This is a genomic window from Paramagnetospirillum kuznetsovii, assembly GCF_003284725.1.
GTDB classification, from domain to species: domain Bacteria; phylum Pseudomonadota; class Alphaproteobacteria; order Rhodospirillales; family Magnetospirillaceae; genus Phaeospirillum; species Phaeospirillum kuznetsovii.
In genome coordinates this window covers 1-15,925 of record NZ_PGTO01000012.1, presented here as the reverse complement: position 1 = coordinate 15,925, position 15,925 = coordinate 1, and the positions used below count along the sequence as shown (strand labels likewise).

The window sequence follows — 15,925 nt, the reverse complement described above, 5'->3', positions numbered from 1 at the left end:
GTGACCTTGAAAGCTTAGACCGACGATATCGCCGTTGTCAGCAGGGAAATTGCCCTGCCGATGGTTCCTGGTCTAAACTTTTTCGGTGATGATGAGAAGGAAGCGCTCCATGCAGGACCATCGACCTTGAATCCGCCCCCCACGCGACTCATCGTAGGAATCAGTGGAGCCTCCGGCGTCGTTCATGGCATTCGAGTCCTGCAAATGCTGGAACGCCTCGGAGTAGAGTCCCATCTGGTCATGAGCCGGGCCGCCGAGGTCACCCTGTCCCACGAAAGCGACATGAAGCTGGCCGAGGTTCGGGCCCTGGCCACCCACTGGCATAAGATGGAGGATATCGGCGCCGCTCCGGCGTCCGGCTCGTTCCGTAGCCTGGGAATGATCGTGGCGCCCTGCTCCATCCGCACCATGAGCGAGATCGCCACCGGCGTGACCTCGTCGCTGCTGACCCGGGCGGCCGACGTCACCTTGAAGGAACGCCGCCGACTGGTGCTGATGGTGCGCGAAACGCCGCTGCACACCGGACACCTGCGCACCATGCTGCAACTCTCCGAGATGGGAGCGGTGATCGCGCCCCCCGCCCCCGCCTTCTATACGAGGCCGCAAAGCCTGGACGACATGGTGGAACACACCGTCGGCCGCATGCTCGACCTGTTCGGGCTGGACTGCGGCACCATCAAGCGGTGGGGCGAAGAATAGATCAGCGTCACTCCACCCTATCATCCGCCGACGGCGAAGGTATATGCTGCGCCGCAACAAGAACCCCTGTTCCGGTGCAGCATGCCGATTTACTACCTTCGCCGTCTTTCGGGCGATAGGCGCACATCATCCGCCAACAAGCATCTGGGATATTCCCTGACCTTCATTGCCGGAGCCATCAATGCAGGCGGCTTTCTGGCGGTTGACCAGTACACCTCCCACATGACCGGAATGGTGTCGTCCCTGGCGGACAATCTGGTCACCAACAAGATGGACGCGGCCTATATCGGGCTGGGGTCGCTGGCGGCCTTCGTGGCCGGTTCCGCCTATTCCTCCATTCTGATCAATTGGGGCCGCCACCACCGCACCCATAGCAAATACGCCTATCCCCTCTTCTGGGAGGCCTTGCTGCTCCTCTGTTTCGGTTTATTGGGCGGAACGCTCGAATTGCATCAGAGCGGCTTCGTTCCCATCACCGTGATGCTGCTGTGCTTCATCATGGGATTGCAAAACGCCATCATCACCAAGGTTTCCAATGCGGAAATCAGGACCACCCACATGACCGGCATCATCACCGATATCGGCATCGAACTGGGCAAGGCCCTCTACATCAACTCCCAGCCGGAATCGGCGCATTACCAGCCGGTCAAATCCAACCGGAAGCGGCTGAGGCTGCTTTTGCGCCTGCTGTTCTCATTCCTGGTGGGCGGAATAACCGGAGCGCTCGGCTTCAAGCATATCGGCTATTCCTCGACCATTCCCCTGGCCCTTCTGCTGGTGCTGCTGGCCATCGTGCCGCTGATGGACGATGTCAGAACCAGGCGGCGCGTCTTCATGCGCCACCGCCTCCACCGCAAGGGGTCATCGTAGCAACACCGCCAGCGCCAAGGTGGCGACCACCGCCATCGCGCACAGATACAGCAGGCGCTCGCGCTTGCGGCGGCTGTCTTTTTCCTCCAGGCGGCGCATCAGCCAGCTGGTGGTGACCTCCACCGCCGCCGCCCCGGCGAAATCGGTGAAGACGCCCTGGACCGACGACGGCTCCAACATGCCGTCGTTGAATTCGTGGAGCATGAAGGTCATCCACTCGCCGTCATATTCCACCTGACAGACCCAGTCCTGCACCACCCAGCGCGACTGGACCTTGCGCGGCGGACTGGCGGCCGACTGGCGATGAAATGACAGTTGATAGCCTTCGACATAGGCGATCCGAGCCTCGCTCATTACCTCACCCCCCGATGGAATTGTCTTAATTCTGTAAGAACAGATCTGAATTCAACTGTAATAATTTTTTCACCCCGCTCAAACAAGTGTTTAAGTTATACGACACTGCATGAGTGGAGACGAAACCTACCTTCTCGAAGGTTCGCCCGATACCGAAGCCCCCATGATTTCATTCATGGTCGCGCCGGTAAAGGCCGGTTTTGCTTCTGCCTCTCTATTATTCCCGAAAATCAGTCCTCGAGGTGAGCCATGACCCACCAGACAGCGGCCGTGCAAGCCCTGATTCCCATTTCCGCCGACGGCATCGAAGTCCGCCTGGCCGCCAACCGGGCCGAGGTGGCCGCCGCCCAGCGCATCCGCTACCGGGTGTTCTACGAGGAAATGGGAGCCAAGCCCAGTGCCGCCATGCAGGCGCTGGAACTGGATTTCGATGATTACGACGAGGTCTGCGACCATCTGCTGGTCCTGGCCGAGGGCGAGGTGGTGGGCACATACCGCTTGATCCGCCGTCATGCCGCCCAACATGTGGGGCGCTTCTATTCCGCCGGAGAGTTCGACCTGTCGGCCTTCCTCGACACCCCCGGCGAGATTCTGGAACTGGGACGGTCCTGCGTCGATGCCCGCTGGCGCCATCGCGGCACCTTGCAGATGCTGTGGCAGGGTCTGGCCGCCTATATGGTGGAAAACGATATTCAGGTTCTGTTCGGCTGCGGCAGCCTGCCCGGCACCGAGCCCGAGCTGCTGGCCCCGCAACTGGCCTATCTGCGCGACAACCACCTTGCCCCGCCGGAACTGCGCGGCAGCGCCCTGCCCCATCAGGACCGGGTGGATTTCGACGACATCGACGTGGCATGGGATGCCCGCAAGGTGCTTGCCTCTTTGCCGCCCTTGCTCAAGGGCTATCTGAGGCTGGGCGGAATGGTGGGCGACGGCGCCGTCATCGACCATCAGTTCAACACCACCGATGTTCTGGTGGTGGTCAATACCGCCGACATCGCCGGTCGCTACGTCAAGCGCTTCAGCGCTTGACGTCGATCCGGTCCGACTACGTGAAAAGACCTAGACGGAATCACCGCCACTCCCCATGTAAGATCTCTGACCCGTGAATCGGAGATCGCCATGTCAATCTGGAATCATCCCGACTGGAAGAGTCAAAATCCCGATATCGACGCCGAACATAAGAAGCTGAATCAGATGGTGATGTCGCTCTCGGCGGTGGTGCGCAATGATTCGGGCATCGGCCTCGACACCGAGGCCATCGATATCTTGCTGGAACGCATGCGGCTTCACTTCCGCATGGAAGAGGCCAATGCCGATAAGGTCGATCCCGATGCTTGCGCCATCTTGCGCGAGGATCACGCCCGCCTGCTGGGCCTGCTGGACAAGGTGCGTCTCAGCATGAAACAGGGCAGCCGCGCCGAATCAAAAGAAAATCTCCTCACCTTCACCAGCGAATTGGACCGGCATGATCGGGAAATCGACATCCCGCTGTTTCGCATGATGGCCACGTCCCACGACCCTTTGGCCCATTGACCCGCATCGATTATGAGATAAATATGTTTTTAATATACCTATTGGTGGAGGTGAATTAACCTTCCCTTGCGCGCCGACAAAACTTGGCGCCAAATCCTCGGAATGACCCCACCCGAAAGATGGGTCCATGACCGAGGGAGTACGACGTCTGGGCATAAGGGCGCGAATCGCCATGGCGATCGCGACGGTCGGCATTGCCGCCGTCGTAACCGTGGTCGGCTATCTCGACGGGGCTTTGGAGCGTTCGGCGGTCAGGCAATGGCAGCATGAGCGGACCACCGATGCCGCCACCCTGGCGGTTGGATTCGAGCGTACCCTCAAGGAGATGATCGGCGAGCTTAGGCTGGCGGCCAGCGTGCCGGCCATGAGCAGCTTGGGCGACCTAGACCGGGTCGACCGTGCGATCAATGGCATTCCGCTTGGTGTCGACATGGTCAAGCGCCGCATCCTGGACACCATCATCGAGGATGGCGCCTTTTCGGTTCTGTTCATCCTTCAGCCCAATGGCGACCACTATCTGAGCCATCCCTTCGAGGTTCAGAAATCGCTGAAGCGGTTCAATCTGGCGGATCGAACCTATATCCAGCGGGCGGCCAAAACCGGCGAAGCGACCCTGTCGGACTCCTTCATCGGCGCCGACGGTGTTCCCGCCGTGGCCATCGACGTGCCCCGCCTGAGCGATTCCGGCGACATCGTCATGCATCTGGGCGGCGTCATTCATCTGCCGCGCCTGACCGAATTGTTCACCATGACCATCTCGGATCCCTACGACTTCGGTCTGCTGGTCGATCGCCAGGGCGAATTGATCGCCAGTTCCGGACAGGCGGCAAAGTCGGGACTTAGCCTGACGGCGCTGGCCGCCGCGCTGCATGAGTTTCAACGCGGCAACCCGACCGCGGATCAAACCTCGACGCAAATCTTCAAGGATTCGAGCAACAACGACGACGTGGTCGCGACCTTCGTGGTACTGCGATCCGGCTGGGCGCTGGCCCTGGCCCGTGGCCGTTCCACCTTCGTCGAGCAGGTCAAGCCGGAACTGACCCGCATTTCGCTGGTGGTGGGCGCCTTGCTCCTGGCCATGGGCGTGATTGGCTTTTCCATCGCCAACCACGTCACCGGCCGCTGGGAACAATCACAGCGGGCGCTGGCCGCCGCCCATGACGAATTGGAGGATCGGGTCCGGCACCGCACCGCCGACCTGGACGCCAGCCGCCGCGAGCTGGAATTCAAGTCGAGCACCCTGGAAACCATCCTGGAAAATATCAATCACGGCATCAGCCTGTATGACAGGGATCTGCGGCTGGTCGCCTGCAACCGGCGCTTCGCCGAAATGCTTGATCTGCCCGAAGGGCTGGCCCAGCCGGGAACCTCTTTGGAAACCTATCTCCGCTTCAATGCCGACCGAGGCGAATATGGCCCGTGCGACCCTGAAAGCTTCGTCGCTGAACGCCTGGACCTGGCGCGCAACTTCCTCCCCCACAGCTTCCAGCGCATCCGCGCCGACGGCCGCGTCCTGGAAGTGGTCGGAACCCCGCTGCCGGGCGGGGGCTTCGTGACCACCCATACGGACATCACCGAGGCCAAACGCGCCGAGGAGGCCTTGCGCACCCTGTCGCGGGCGGTGGAGCAGAGCCCTGTCTCGGTGGTGATCACCGACCCGCGGGGCGACATCCAATACGCCAATCCAAAGTTCATGGAGGTGACCGGCTACAGCCTGGACGAGGTCCGCGGGCAAAACCCCCGCATCCTCAAATCGGGTCTGGTCCAGACGGACACCTATGACGCTTTGTGGCGGACCATCACGTCCGGCGGCACCTGGGAAGGCGAATTGCAGAACCGCAAGAAGAGTGGCGAGCTGTTTTGGGAACGCGCCACAATCTCGCCCATCCGCTCGCCCGAGGGCGAGGTCATCCATTTCCTGGCGGTCAAGGAGGATGTCACCGCCCGCAAGCAGGCCGACACCGACATCCACGCGGCATGGCAGGCGGCCGAGGAAGCCAACCGCGCCAAGACCGTCTTTTTGTCCCATATGAGCCACGAGCTGCGCACGCCGCTTACCGCCGTGCTCGGCTATGCCGAAATGCTGCGCTCCGAGGTGGCCGGGCCGCTGCTCCCCCTCTATGCCGACTATGTAGACAGCATCTCCACCAGCGGCCGTCATCTGCTGTCCATCATCGACGAGGTGCTCGATATCAGCCGTATCGAATTGGGCAGCTACCGTATCGTTGCGGCCGACCTGGACATGACCGCCGTCGCCAGTGATTGCGTCGCCATGATACGGCCGCAATGCGCGGCCAAGGACATCGCCATCACCTTGATGGATTCCGGTCCGCTTCGGCTGCGCTGCGACGAAAAGGCACTGCGGCAGATTGCCGTCAATCTGCTGGGGAATGCCGTTAAATACACGCCGAATGGCGGCAAAATCACCGTCGTCATGGCGCCATCGCCCGAGGGTGGCGGTACCATGACCGTGTCCGACAGCGGCTGCGGCATTCCGCCGGAAAAGCTCGACCATGTGTTCGAACCATTCCAGCGCGTCGATCCGCTGCGGGCCGACCCGGCCAGGGGCGTCGGTCTCGGTCTTGCCATCTGCCGCAGGATCGTCGGATTGCTGGGCGGCTCCATCGCCATCGCGTCGCAGCCGGGGCAAGGAACCACCGCCACCGTAAGTCTTCCGCCATCTGTGACCTAGACCACCGACAAGGGGGAGGTCCAGCGCCTAGGATAGGGTCAATAACCCACGAACCTAGGTCCAGGTCATGTTCATGTCCCGCATCCGCAGATTGGCCAAAGACACCAAAGGCGCGACCATGATCGAGTTCGCCTTGGTGGCCATTCCCGCCTTCATGCTGATGCTGGGGATGATCGAGATCGGATTGATGACCCTGGACCGCTCGGTGGTCGAGGGCGCCACCCGTGAAGCCGCCCGCAAGATTCGTACCGGCTCGGTGCAGACCAGCGCCGATCCGCTGGGCACCTTCAAGCAAATCTTCTGCGCCAACCTCTTCAAGATCTACGACTGCGCCACTTTCAGCTACGACGTCCGCAGCTTCGCCAGCTTCGCCGCCATTTCCCTTCCGGCGGTGCAGTACGACGCCAACGGCACTCCCAGCAACGTGGTGTTCCAACCCGGTGGTGCCGGGACGGTGACCACCGTGCGGGTGGTCCATCGCCATGCCTTCGGGACGCCGCTGGTGGGAAGCATGATGGGCGGCGGAACCGGCAACAGCGTTCCCATCACGGCGACCGCCGTCCTCAAGACGGAGCCCTACCAATGATGCGCCGCCTCTCCAGCCTGGGACGCCATACCGACGGTCTTGCCGCCATCGAATTCGCGGTGGTCATGCCCATGATGCTGATCGCCCTGTTGGGAACGGTGGAAATCTCCAATCTGGTGAATTCCTACTCCAAGACAGTGTCGGCCTCGCAGACGGTGGCCGATCTCACCAGTCAGTCGCAGTCCTTGACCACCACCGACCTGAATTCCATCGTCATCGCCGCCCAGCGGGTGCTCGATCCGCTGATCAGCGACGCCACCACCCTCGGCATCGACGTGGTCAGCATCGGATTCGATGCGGGAAATCATCCCGTCCAGCTATGGCATTACGCCTGGGGGATGACCCAGGCGACCGCGCTTTCAGGCGCCCAAGGCCTTGGCGTGGCGGGGGAAAGCGTCGTCATGGTGACGCTTTCCTACAAATGCGTGCCGCTGATCCACGACATCGTGCCGCAGAAAGTCTTCAAGGAAGTCTCGTATTCGCGCCCGCGCCTTGTCCGCAAGATCGCCTATAACGGAGTGACGGGGTAACGCCATGTTCAAGAACCCAGCCAGCCGCCTCGCCCGTTGCCGCCTCGCCCGATGCAGTCGGGGCAATATCGCCATCATGTTCGCCGCCAGTCTGATCCCCATCATCGGTAGCATCGGCCTGGGCGTGGACGTGGCACGCGCCTATGCGGTCAAGAGTCGCATGGCCAACGCGCTGGACGCCGCCGCCCTGGCGGTGGGATCGTCCACCGGCACCACCGCCCAGCTTAATCAAGTGGCGCAGAACTTCTTCAATGCCAACTATCCGACCGGCATCATGGGCGCGATCCCCACGGTTCACATCACCGTCAATGGCGACGTCATCACCGCCACGGCCAGCGCCACCCTGTCCACCGTTTTCATGAAAGTCCTGGGCAAGACCCAGATGACGGTCAGTGCCAGCAGCGAGGTGATCCGCAAGATCACCGGCCTGGAACTGGCCATGGTTCTGGACAATACCGGCTCCATGACCACCAACAACAATATCGCCAGCCTGCGCGACGCCGCCAATGAACTGGTGACCATCCTGTTCGGCAGCTATACCACCCACCCCACATTGAAGATCGCGCTGGTTCCCTATTCGGCCGCCGTCAATCCAGGGGCGGTCGCCGCCTCGCTGGTGGGGGCCGGAGCCGCCTATGACGCGGTGAACGTCACCGGCTGGAAAGGCTGCGTGGTCGAGCGCGCCTCGCCCAACACCCTGGCCGACACCCCCGCCGCCACGGCGTTGTGGACCCGATATTCCTGGGCACCCGCCATCGACAACAGCTACACCGCCGGTGTCGCCTCGACCATCAAGGCCGATCCCAGCAACGGCAATTCCAGCACCGGCCCCAATGTGGGCTGCCCGACGCCCATCACGCCGCTGACCAATGTCAAAAGCACCCTGACCACCGCCATCACCGCCATGCAAGCCTGGAGCCGGGGCGGTACATTGGGCGATATCGGCATGGCTTGGGGATTGCGGGTGCTGTCGCCGGAATCGCCCTTCACCGAGGGGCAGCCCTGGGGCACTCCCAACCTGACCAAGGCGGTGATCATGATGACCGATGGCGTCAATCAGGTTTACAAGCTGACCAGCACCAGCGGCGCCAACAAGGTCAACAGCGCGGTTCACTCCGATTACACCGGCTATGGCCGACTGGATGAGTTGGGCCGGGTGGGCTCGACCACCATCGCCGGAGCGCAAACGGTGGTCGACAGCCGCATGGCCGCCCTGTGCGAAACCATGAAGGCCAAGAAGATCGTGGTTTATACCATCGTCTTCACCGGCACCCAGGATGCCGCCACCAAGGCCATGTACAAATCCTGCGCCAGCGACGACAGCAAGTTCTTCGACGCCCCCAGCCAGACCGACCTGAAGAACGCCTTCACCGCCATCGCGGTCTCGCTCAGCAATCTGAGGATAAGCCAGTAACTCATTGAGATCGATCGTTTTATCCCCGATCTCGAACTTCATTCGATATCTTAGATGAATAGTGCTATTTGGCGGCGGCGCCGGCCTTGAAGGGGGATTCCGACGGGACGGCCATAGCGGGCGCGCAGCGCTGCGGCGAGCAATCCACCACCGTGGTCACCCCGCCCGGCACCCAAGTCTTGCCGGTGCCGTAGCGGATCGTCACCGATTCCGCCCCCCCGGCGGTGACCAACACCGAGGCGTCCAGCACCACCCGACCGCCGCTATCGACCACAGAAAGCGTGGTGCCGCCCGGATATTTTCCGAATACGGTGAGTGTGCGGGTGTTCTGCATGGTCACATCGGCGACGGCTGGATTGCCGATGATGACCTCATGGGCGGCGCCGCGCAGTTTGATCTGCGTCGCCCCGCCCAACGGCACTTCGAGACTTTCCGCCGCCCAGGCCACGGAAGCGGCGGACAACGCGATCAGAAACACCGATGACGACAATTGCAGGCGGGACATTTCAGGGCATTCCCTTGGATAAGCTTTAACGCTACAATGATACGTCCAAATGAAGCCGCAATCAATCCTGGCTTTGCTTGGCTGGGTCAAAGTGAATATTGATTAAGAATATAATTTTATACAATTTCGCGGGGTTTGAATCGGTCATGTGGAATCGCAGCGCCCTTTTCCTCATTCTTTTGCTGACGGCCTGTTCCGGCATGAATATCGGCGACGAGCAGCGCAGCGTCGCCCAGGCGGTGGAGCCTTCCCTGCGCGCCGCCGCCGCCGCCGCCGAGGCCAACCGTGACTACAAGGGCGCCGTCCAGCACCTGACCACCTTGTATCAGCGCCGCGACGACGACCGCGACATCGGCGTCGCGCTGGCCCGCAACCTGCGCTATGGCGGCCAGGCCCAACAGGCCGCCGACGTCATGCAGGGCCAATTGATCCGGTTTCCCCGCGATGCCGATACATTGGTGGAACTGGGCAAGGACTATCTCGCCGCCGACCGGCTGGGCCTTTCCGTCAAATCCCTGGAACAGGCGCTGGGCGTCGCGCCCAATCGCTGGGACGCCCATGCGGCGCTGGCGGTGGCATTGGACGCCCAGGGGCGCGGCGCCGAGGCGTTGGCCGCCTATGGCCGCGCCCTGGAGCTTTCCCCCGACAATCCCATGGTGCTGAACAATCTGGCCCTGTCCCAGGCCCTGGCGGGCAAGCTGGACGAGGCCCTGGCCACCATGACGCGGGCCGCCGACCTGCCCGCCGCCACCGCCCAGATCCGCCAGAATCTGGCGCTGTTGCTGGCGCTCAAGGGCGATTCCGCCCAGGCGGAAAAACTGGTCCGCCAGGATCTGCCCGCCGACATGGCGCGCACCAACGCCGACATCCTGCGCGCCCTGGCGGCGGGGGCCAAGCGACAGTAGCTAAGCGCCCGCCATCCCCGCCTCCGTCGGCACCATAAGACGACGCAGCTTGCGCATGGCCTCGGCCTCGATCTGGCGCACCCGCTCGCGCGAGATGCCGAAGCGCTTGGCCAATTCCTCAAGCTTCAGCGGTCGTTCACGCAGGGCGCGTTCGGTGAGAATCTGCTGCTCGCGCTCGGTCAGGCTCGGCCAACTGCGGGCCAGGGCGTCGCGGCGCAGGGCCATTTCCTGGCGCTCGCCGAGCGCGGTTTCCGCATCGGGAGACTCGGAGGGCAGCAGGTCGCCCAGGCTGGTGGGGTTGCCCGCCACCAACGGCGCATCCAGCGAGCGGGCGGGATGGCTCATCAGCCGGTCCATCTCGCTGACCGCCTTGGCACTGACCTTGAGGTCGCGGGCGATATCGGCCACCTCGGTCGGGCTCAACTGACCGCCGCGCACGCCCAGCAGCTTGGCCTTCAGCGCCTTCAGCTTGAAGAAGATGCGCTTGCGCCCGGCGGTCACCGAGAAGCTGACCGGGGTGGAGAATTTCAGCACATGCTCGTACATGCAGGCCCGCACCCACCATTGGGCATAGGTGGCGAAGCGCAAGCCCCGCTCGGGCTCGAAACCGTCCAGCGCCCGCAGCAGCCCCAGATTGCCCTCGGCGATCAGGTCGTCGGCGGCCAGGCCGTAGAAGCGAAAGCGCGTCGCCGCCTTCAGGACCAGCGGCAGATGGGCGGTGATGAGGCGGGATTTGGCCGCTTCATCGCCCGTCTGGCGCCAAGCGCGGATCAGGGCGATTTCGTCCTCCACGCCCAGCATTCCATCGGCGCGGGGCGGATGAAGCCTGGACGGCGTCTTGGGGAGTGTCATGGCGAACCCGTGAACTGTTTCCGATGTCCACGACCCTAAGCCCGGGCAATCAATAGGTCCAATCGATGATTTTTCTTGAATTGATAGTTATTGCCTATCAAGCTTACGGTTGTGGCGAACCGAGCTGAGAAAGGACAGGCCGATCAGCACCGCGCCGATCAGTCCGGTGACCACTTCGGGAATGTCGATGATGGTCCCGCCCAGCATCAGCGCCGACAGCGCCAGGATGGCCCAAAAGGCCCCGTGCTCGAGATAAAGGTATTCGGTCAGAGTCCCCTTCTCCACCAGCATGATGGTGAGCGAGCGCACGAACATGGCGCCCACCCCCAGGCCCAGGGCGATGATGAACAGGTTGTTGGTCAGCGCGAAGGCGCCGATGACGCCGTCGAAGGAAAAGCTGGCGTCGAGAACCTCGAGATACAGAAAGGAGGCCAGGCCGGATTTCGCCGCCGCCCGCGTCCCGCACTCCTCGACCCCCATCAGGGCCGCGACGCCTTCCACCGCCACGAAGGTGACGATGCCCAGCAGGCCCGACAGCAAGAAGCCCAGCACCACATCCGCCGGAAGCGCCTTGGAGACGCAATACAAGGCGATGATGACCAAGGCGATTTCCACCGCCTCGATCTTGCCCAGCTTGGTCAGCGGCTCCTCGATGCTGCGGACCCAGTGGACGTCTTTCTTCACGTCGAAAAAGTATTTCAGCCCGACCATGGCGAGAAAGGCGCCGCCAAAAGCGGCAATGGCCACATGGGCATCGACCATCACCCTTGCATATTCGTCCGGCCTTGTGGCGGCAAGAACCAAGGCCTGCCAGGGGGAGATCTCCGCCATCACGCCGACGATCAGCAGGGGAAACACGATGCGCATGCCGAACACCGCAATCAGAATGCCCCAGGTGATGAAGCGGCGCTGCCACACCCGCTCCATGGTCATCAGCACCTTGGCGTTGACCACCGCGTTGTCGAAGGACAGCGAGACTTCCAGGACCGCCAGGACGCAGACGATGAATACCGCCGACAGGGCGGCGGAAGCGCTGTGTCCCGTGTAATATCCAAGCCCCCAGGCCGCCAGCAGGCACGCCGCGGTGAACACGGCCGAAGCCCTGAAATAGCGCAGATCGGAAGTGCTCATGGCCCAGCCCCTGGCGTTACGGCGCGGCATACCGCGATGGCGTGAAAAACACTGCGTCCGCCAAGGTGACAAGATTTGGAGCGAAGGTCCAGCCGCCATGGATTGTCGGTGTGATAGGAATTGCCTATCATCCTTGCCATGATCACCCTGCGCCATCTGCAATGCTTCGCCGCCGTCGCCGAGACCCTGCACTTTCGCAAGGCGGCCGAGCGCATCCATATCAGCCAGCCCGCCCTGTCGGCCCAAATCGCCCAGTTGGAAGAAATCCTCGGCGCGCTGCTGCTGGAACGCAGCCGCAGGCGGGTCTTGCTGACTCCACTGGGGCGCGACCTGGCCGAGCGCGCCAACGCCATCCTGCGCAGCGTCGCCGATCTGGAGGAACTGGCCCAGGGCGCCAAGACGCCGTTGTCGGGCATGCTGCGGTTGGGGGTGCTGCGCACCCTGGGGCCGTATCTGCTGCCGCATTTCCTGCCCGAGATGCGCAGGATGTATCCCGATCTCCGCCTATATCTGCGCGAGGAGCCGGAGGATCGCCTGCTGAGCGAATTGGCGGCCGGTCAGTTGGATTTGGTTTTAATGGCCTCGGCGCCGCGCGACGACCGGCATCTGAGCGTGACCCCTCTGTTCCGCGAGCCGCTATGGGCCGCCTTGCCGCTTGGGCATCGGTTAAGGGCCAAGACGTCCCTGACGCCGCCTGATCTGGCTGGCGAATCCTTGATCTTGCTGGAACAGGGAGACGGATTGCGCGAACCGGCCCTGGCCCTGTGCCACGCCGCCGGTTGCCGTGAACATCCCGATTTCCGCGCCACCAGTCTGGACACCTTGCGCCAAATGGTCGCCACCGGCCTGGGCGCCAGTTGTCTGCCCGCCCTTTACGTGGATGCCGAGGCCCTGGTCGACGAGCAGATCGTCATGCGCCCCTTCCAGTCCCCCGCTCCTGGTCGCTGCATTGATCTGGTCTGGCGCCGCACCAGCGTGCGCGCCCCGGAATTCCGCCTGTTCGCCGATTTAGTGAAGAGCCATCTGCCGGACGTGGTGGACGCACTCTAAAGAAACGCCGAAACCGCCGCCAGAAACTCCGCCGGTTTGTCGGCATGCACCCAATGGCCCGCCCCGGCGATTTCCACCACTTGGTGGGCGGGGAACAGGGCGGTCATGACGTCCTCGTATTGGGGACGGATATAGTCCGAGGTCTCGCCGTCGATGAACAGGGTGGGACCGTCGTAGCGGACATCGTCGCCGAAGCGCGGGAAGGCCAGGATGTCTTCCATATGGGCCTGGAGAACCGCCAGATTGGGCCGCCAGCGATAACCGGCCGCGCCGCCTTCCAGATTCTGCATCAGGAAGGCCCGCACGCCCTTGTCGGGGATCTGGGCGGCGATGTGGGCCTCCACCTCGCCGCGCGACGTCACCTCGCCCAATGGCACCGCCCGCATGGCCTTCACATAGGGCGCGAAGGTGTGGGTATAGGCCACCGGGGCGATATCGACCACCACCAGGCGCTCCACAAGTTCGGGGCGGGTCAGCGCCAGGGTCATGGCGGCCTTGCCGCCCATGGAATGGCCCATGACGGCGGCCCGACCGCCCAGGGACTCGATGACCTTGGCCACCTCGCGGGCCATGAAGGGATAGTCCATCACCTCGGTCCACGGACTGGCGCCGTGATTGGGCAGGTCCAGCGCCAGCACCTGGCGGGACTCACCCAGGCTCTTGACCACGGCGCCCCAATTGCGCGCCGAGCCCAGCAGGCCGTGCAGGATCAGCAAGGCCGGTCGATCCGACGCGGTCCCCGCCTCGATGACATTGAGCGATAGGCTCATTCCGACCTCAGTTCCGCCGGAGCACGGAAGCTGAATTGGGCGGGCGCCGCCATCACGGCGGCGCGGGCCGCCTGGAAGCGCGCTTTCAGCGCCTCGGGCAGGCGCGATTCGCCGCCCGCCGCCCGGGCGATCTCAACCAGCGAGGGAGCCCCCTTCTCGCCTCCCGTCACTTGGGAATCATGGCTGCGCGCCGCGAACAGCAGGTCGTGAATCAGGGTGCGCTTATTGGCCGCCACCGCTTGGCGCGCCCCGGCCAGGGCGGCGTCCGCTCCCTCGGGGGCGAACAGGGTGACGCGGTGATGGGGGTCGATACCGGCGGGCGACAGATGGCCGTAGGCGGACAGTTCCACCTCGACCGCTCCCGCCAGCTCCTTGCGCAGGGCCCGGATGGCGCCGCGGTAATCGGCATAAGCCTCCAGCACCGAGACGATGGCGGAACTGTCGGCGGGCAGCACCATATTGATATCGGTGGACGTGCTCCACGGCTTCAGCTTGCCCGGCGGCACCACGCGGGCCTTGGTGCGGGCCAGATCGGGCGCCCCTTCGCGGATGGCCCGGAAGGTCTCCATCTCGGCCCCCGATGAAAATCCGACGCCGAAATCGATGCCGACGCCGCCGATGGTCTCGGTCTCGGGGTCCAGCAGGCTCATCAGCACGTCGTCGATGGATAATTCCGACCAGCCGGTCAGGCAGGCCAGCATGTCGGCACCGGCATATTCGCAGGATTGCAGCAGCCCCTCGGCCTTGGAACGGGCGGGTTCCTCGGCATGGGCGATAAAGGTTTCCAGCGAATCGCGGCTGACCAGTTCGATGCCGTTCAGCACCGTCTCGCCACCCTCGCCCGCGATCAGGGCACCGGGCTCGGGCAATGCCACCTGCGTCCACGGCCGAAGATATTTCAGCAAGCCCGCCACCGTATCCACGTCGGAACCCTGCACCGGCAGCACCAGCCCGAATTCGCTGGCGGGCACCAGATAGAAGCGGAAGCGGGCGGCGCAGACCATGCCGGTCCAGCCCTGCATGCCTTCGACCTGGGCGATGTCGTCGCCGCGCAATATCTTGGGCGCGCCGCCATCGGCAAGGCAGACGGCATCCAAAGTGGCCGAGGGCAGCAGCCGCAACGGCCCCATGCCGCCGGTGGCGACGACGCCGCCGACGAAAGCCGAGCCGATGCTGGTCAGGTCCACCAGCACCCGCGCCGTCGGCCCCACCGCCTCGGCCAGGGCGGCATTGACCTGGGTGAAAGTCAGTCCGGCTCCGGCGGAAACCAGTCCTTGGTCGGCCTGGATGGCGACCTGATGGCTCTTCAAATCCTCCAACGGAGTCGCCGCGTCCACCGTCTCGGCCATCAGGGCGCCCTTGGGGCGGATGGCCACGACGCCGACGAACCCAGCCACGTCCTCCGGCTTGTAGTCGTAGGAGGAAATCGCGCTGGTCAACCCCCCCGCCGGCATCACCGCCCAGTTCTGCCCGACCGCCGCGGCCACCGCCGCCGCGATATGGGAGGTGACGCACAGGCTGGCCGTCAGCGGCTTACCGCCGTCATCGGTCAATTCGGCTTTGGGGAGGCTGGAAAGGTCCAGGGACGCGTTGGTCATGATCTGCCAGAGGTTCCGGAAAGGCGCGGACCATAGCACTTCCGAGGACCGGCGTGGAACCCCTCCAAGCGAGAAGCTGGAATGCCCTCATCGCAGAGACAGGCTCGGATCGCCGGAAGGTGCCCGACGCAAGGATATTATGAACAACCGGCAACGCCGCCAGATCCATTGTGACGATTGATGACAAACCAAAACAAAAACCAAACGACAAATAGAGGAAACACCCTACAACCCCGATCATAACGCCTTTGGCATTGCATAAGCAGAAAGACAAGAGTGCATATTTTCAAGTATTAACCTAATACGAATACAACAAGCCCCTACTCCTTACGCGGACTCTCGGGGCAACATACGGTTCATCTAAGAGTCTGAATCTGAATCGGTCTGATTGCATTACCCCCGAGCCAATCGCCGCATGATGAGTTTGACGCTGGCG

At 63.1% G+C, this 15,925-nt stretch carries 16 protein-coding genes; 10 read left to right on the top strand and 6 right to left on the bottom strand.

Translation table 11 applies throughout. The annotated features are described in order from the left end of the window. Positions 1-126 precede the first annotated feature (126 nt). Complete coding sequence (locus CU669_RS14435; protein WP_239988724.1) at positions 127-699, top strand: UbiX family flavin prenyltransferase; 573 nt, start codon at positions 127-129, stop codon at positions 697-699. Positions 700-780: 81 nt separating this feature from the next. Next, positions 781-1,569 carry a YoaK family protein gene (locus CU669_RS14430; RefSeq protein ID WP_112145928.1) on the top strand — a complete coding sequence of 263 codons (789 nt, stop codon included), beginning with the start codon at positions 781-783 and terminating at the stop codon, positions 1,567-1,569. Here CU669_RS14430 and CU669_RS14425 read toward each other — a convergent pair. Beyond that, positions 1,561-1,923 (bottom strand): hypothetical protein, encoded by a 363-nt coding sequence (locus CU669_RS14425; protein ID WP_112145926.1) that lies wholly within the window; start codon positions 1,921-1,923, stop codon positions 1,561-1,563. The genes CU669_RS14430 and CU669_RS14425 overlap by 9 nt on opposite strands. A 249-nt stretch (positions 1,924-2,172) precedes the next feature. Here CU669_RS14425 and CU669_RS14420 point away from each other — a divergent pair, with 249 nt between their 5' ends. The 6 genes from CU669_RS14420 (at position 2,173) to CU669_RS14395 (ending at position 8,678) form a co-directional block, all read left to right on the top strand. Then, a complete protein-coding gene (locus CU669_RS14420; protein ID WP_112145924.1) occupies positions 2,173-2,952 on the top strand; it encodes a GNAT family N-acetyltransferase in 780 nt (259 codons plus the stop codon). 90 nt (positions 2,953-3,042) lie between these two features. Next, entirely contained in the window at positions 3,043-3,456 is a 414-nt protein-coding gene (locus CU669_RS14415) for a hemerythrin domain-containing protein (RefSeq protein WP_112145922.1), read from the top strand. A gap of 172 nt (positions 3,457-3,628) precedes the next feature. Next, positions 3,629-6,148 (top strand): PAS-domain containing protein, encoded by a 2,520-nt coding sequence (locus CU669_RS14410; protein WP_239988723.1) that lies wholly within the window; start codon positions 3,629-3,631, stop codon positions 6,146-6,148. A gap of 118 nt (positions 6,149-6,266) precedes the next feature. Continuing rightward, positions 6,267-6,734, top strand: coding sequence for a TadE family protein (locus CU669_RS14405; protein ID WP_239988722.1), 468 nt, complete (start codon positions 6,267-6,269; stop codon positions 6,732-6,734). Further along, complete coding sequence (locus tag CU669_RS14400) at positions 6,731-7,264, top strand: TadE/TadG family type IV pilus assembly protein (protein WP_112145918.1); 534 nt, start codon at positions 6,731-6,733, stop codon at positions 7,262-7,264. The genes CU669_RS14405 and CU669_RS14400 overlap by 4 nt, the downstream gene beginning before the upstream one ends. Positions 7,265-7,268: 4 nt before the next feature. Next, positions 7,269-8,678, top strand: a complete 1,410-nt coding sequence (locus tag CU669_RS14395) for a TadE/TadG family type IV pilus assembly protein (RefSeq protein ID WP_112145916.1) — start codon at positions 7,269-7,271, stop codon at positions 8,676-8,678. A 64-nt stretch (positions 8,679-8,742) separates the two neighbouring features. On the opposite strand, the gene CU669_RS14390 is transcribed toward CU669_RS14395, so the two are convergent. Continuing rightward, on the bottom strand, positions 8,743-9,183 hold the full coding sequence (locus CU669_RS14390; protein ID WP_112145914.1) for a pilus assembly protein N-terminal domain-containing protein: 441 nt from the start codon (positions 9,181-9,183) through the stop codon (positions 8,743-8,745). Positions 9,184-9,329: 146 nt separating this feature from the next. On the opposite strand from CU669_RS14390, the gene CU669_RS22050 reads away from it, so the two are divergent. After that, positions 9,330-10,088, top strand: coding sequence for a tetratricopeptide repeat protein (locus CU669_RS22050; RefSeq protein ID WP_112145912.1), 759 nt, complete (start codon positions 9,330-9,332; stop codon positions 10,086-10,088). Here the strand turns inward: CU669_RS22050 and CU669_RS14380 are convergent, their stop codons facing one another. Continuing rightward, positions 10,089-10,940: a sigma-70 family RNA polymerase sigma factor gene (locus CU669_RS14380; RefSeq protein WP_112145910.1), complete on the bottom strand. Its 852-nt coding sequence runs from the start codon at positions 10,938-10,940 to the stop codon at positions 10,089-10,091. It abuts the gene before it with no gap. An 87-nt stretch (positions 10,941-11,027) separates the two neighbouring features. Continuing rightward, positions 11,028-12,071 (bottom strand): DUF475 domain-containing protein, encoded by a 1,044-nt coding sequence (locus CU669_RS14375; RefSeq protein ID WP_112145908.1) that lies wholly within the window; start codon positions 12,069-12,071, stop codon positions 11,028-11,030. 120 nt (positions 12,072-12,191) lie between these two features. Here CU669_RS14375 and CU669_RS14370 point away from each other — a divergent pair, with 120 nt between their 5' ends. Beyond that, positions 12,192-13,121 (top strand): hydrogen peroxide-inducible genes activator, encoded by a 930-nt coding sequence (locus tag CU669_RS14370; RefSeq protein ID WP_239988721.1) that lies wholly within the window; start codon positions 12,192-12,194, stop codon positions 13,119-13,121. Here CU669_RS14370 and CU669_RS14365 read toward each other — a convergent pair. Together CU669_RS14365 and CU669_RS14360 are read right to left on the bottom strand one after the other, a co-directional pair. Further along, positions 13,118-13,891: an alpha/beta fold hydrolase gene (locus CU669_RS14365; protein ID WP_112145904.1), complete on the bottom strand. Its 774-nt coding sequence runs from the start codon at positions 13,889-13,891 to the stop codon at positions 13,118-13,120. The genes CU669_RS14370 and CU669_RS14365 overlap by 4 nt on opposite strands. After that, entirely contained in the window at positions 13,888-15,489 is a 1,602-nt protein-coding gene (locus tag CU669_RS14360) for an FAD-binding oxidoreductase (RefSeq protein WP_112145902.1), read from the bottom strand. Before CU669_RS14360 ends, CU669_RS14365 begins: the two co-directional genes overlap by 4 nt. Positions 15,490-15,925 lie beyond the last annotated feature (436 nt).

Bases quoted from the DNA above. Each gene is read 5' to 3' on its own strand.
- CU669_RS14430 (WP_112145928.1), top strand. From the start codon at position 781: ATGCCGATTTACTACCTTCGCCGTCTTTCGGGCGATAGGCGCACATCA.
- CU669_RS14425 (WP_112145926.1), bottom strand. From the start codon at position 1,923: ATGAGCGAGGCTCGGATCGCCTATGTCGAAGGCTATCAACTGTCATTT.
- CU669_RS14420 (WP_112145924.1), top strand. From the start codon at position 2,173: ATGACCCACCAGACAGCGGCCGTGCAAGCCCTGATTCCCATTTCCGCC.
- CU669_RS14415 (WP_112145922.1), top strand. From the start codon at position 3,043: ATGTCAATCTGGAATCATCCCGACTGGAAGAGTCAAAATCCCGATATC.
- CU669_RS14410 (WP_239988723.1), top strand. From the start codon at position 3,629: ATGGCGATCGCGACGGTCGGCATTGCCGCCGTCGTAACCGTGGTCGGC.
- CU669_RS14405 (WP_239988722.1), top strand. From the start codon at position 6,267: ATGATCGAGTTCGCCTTGGTGGCCATTCCCGCCTTCATGCTGATGCTG.
- CU669_RS14400 (WP_112145918.1), top strand. From the start codon at position 6,731: ATGATGCGCCGCCTCTCCAGCCTGGGACGCCATACCGACGGTCTTGCC.
- CU669_RS14395 (WP_112145916.1), top strand. From the start codon at position 7,269: ATGTTCAAGAACCCAGCCAGCCGCCTCGCCCGTTGCCGCCTCGCCCGA.
- CU669_RS14390 (WP_112145914.1), bottom strand. From the start codon at position 9,183: ATGTCCCGCCTGCAATTGTCGTCATCGGTGTTTCTGATCGCGTTGTCC.
- CU669_RS22050 (WP_112145912.1), top strand. From the start codon at position 9,330: ATGTGGAATCGCAGCGCCCTTTTCCTCATTCTTTTGCTGACGGCCTGT.
- CU669_RS14380 (WP_112145910.1), bottom strand. From the start codon at position 10,940: ATGACACTCCCCAAGACGCCGTCCAGGCTTCATCCGCCCCGCGCCGAT.
- CU669_RS14375 (WP_112145908.1), bottom strand. From the start codon at position 12,071: ATGAGCACTTCCGATCTGCGCTATTTCAGGGCTTCGGCCGTGTTCACC.
- CU669_RS14365 (WP_112145904.1), bottom strand. From the start codon at position 13,891: ATGAGCCTATCGCTCAATGTCATCGAGGCGGGGACCGCGTCGGATCGA.
- CU669_RS14360 (WP_112145902.1), bottom strand. From the start codon at position 15,489: ATGACCAACGCGTCCCTGGACCTTTCCAGCCTCCCCAAAGCCGAATTG.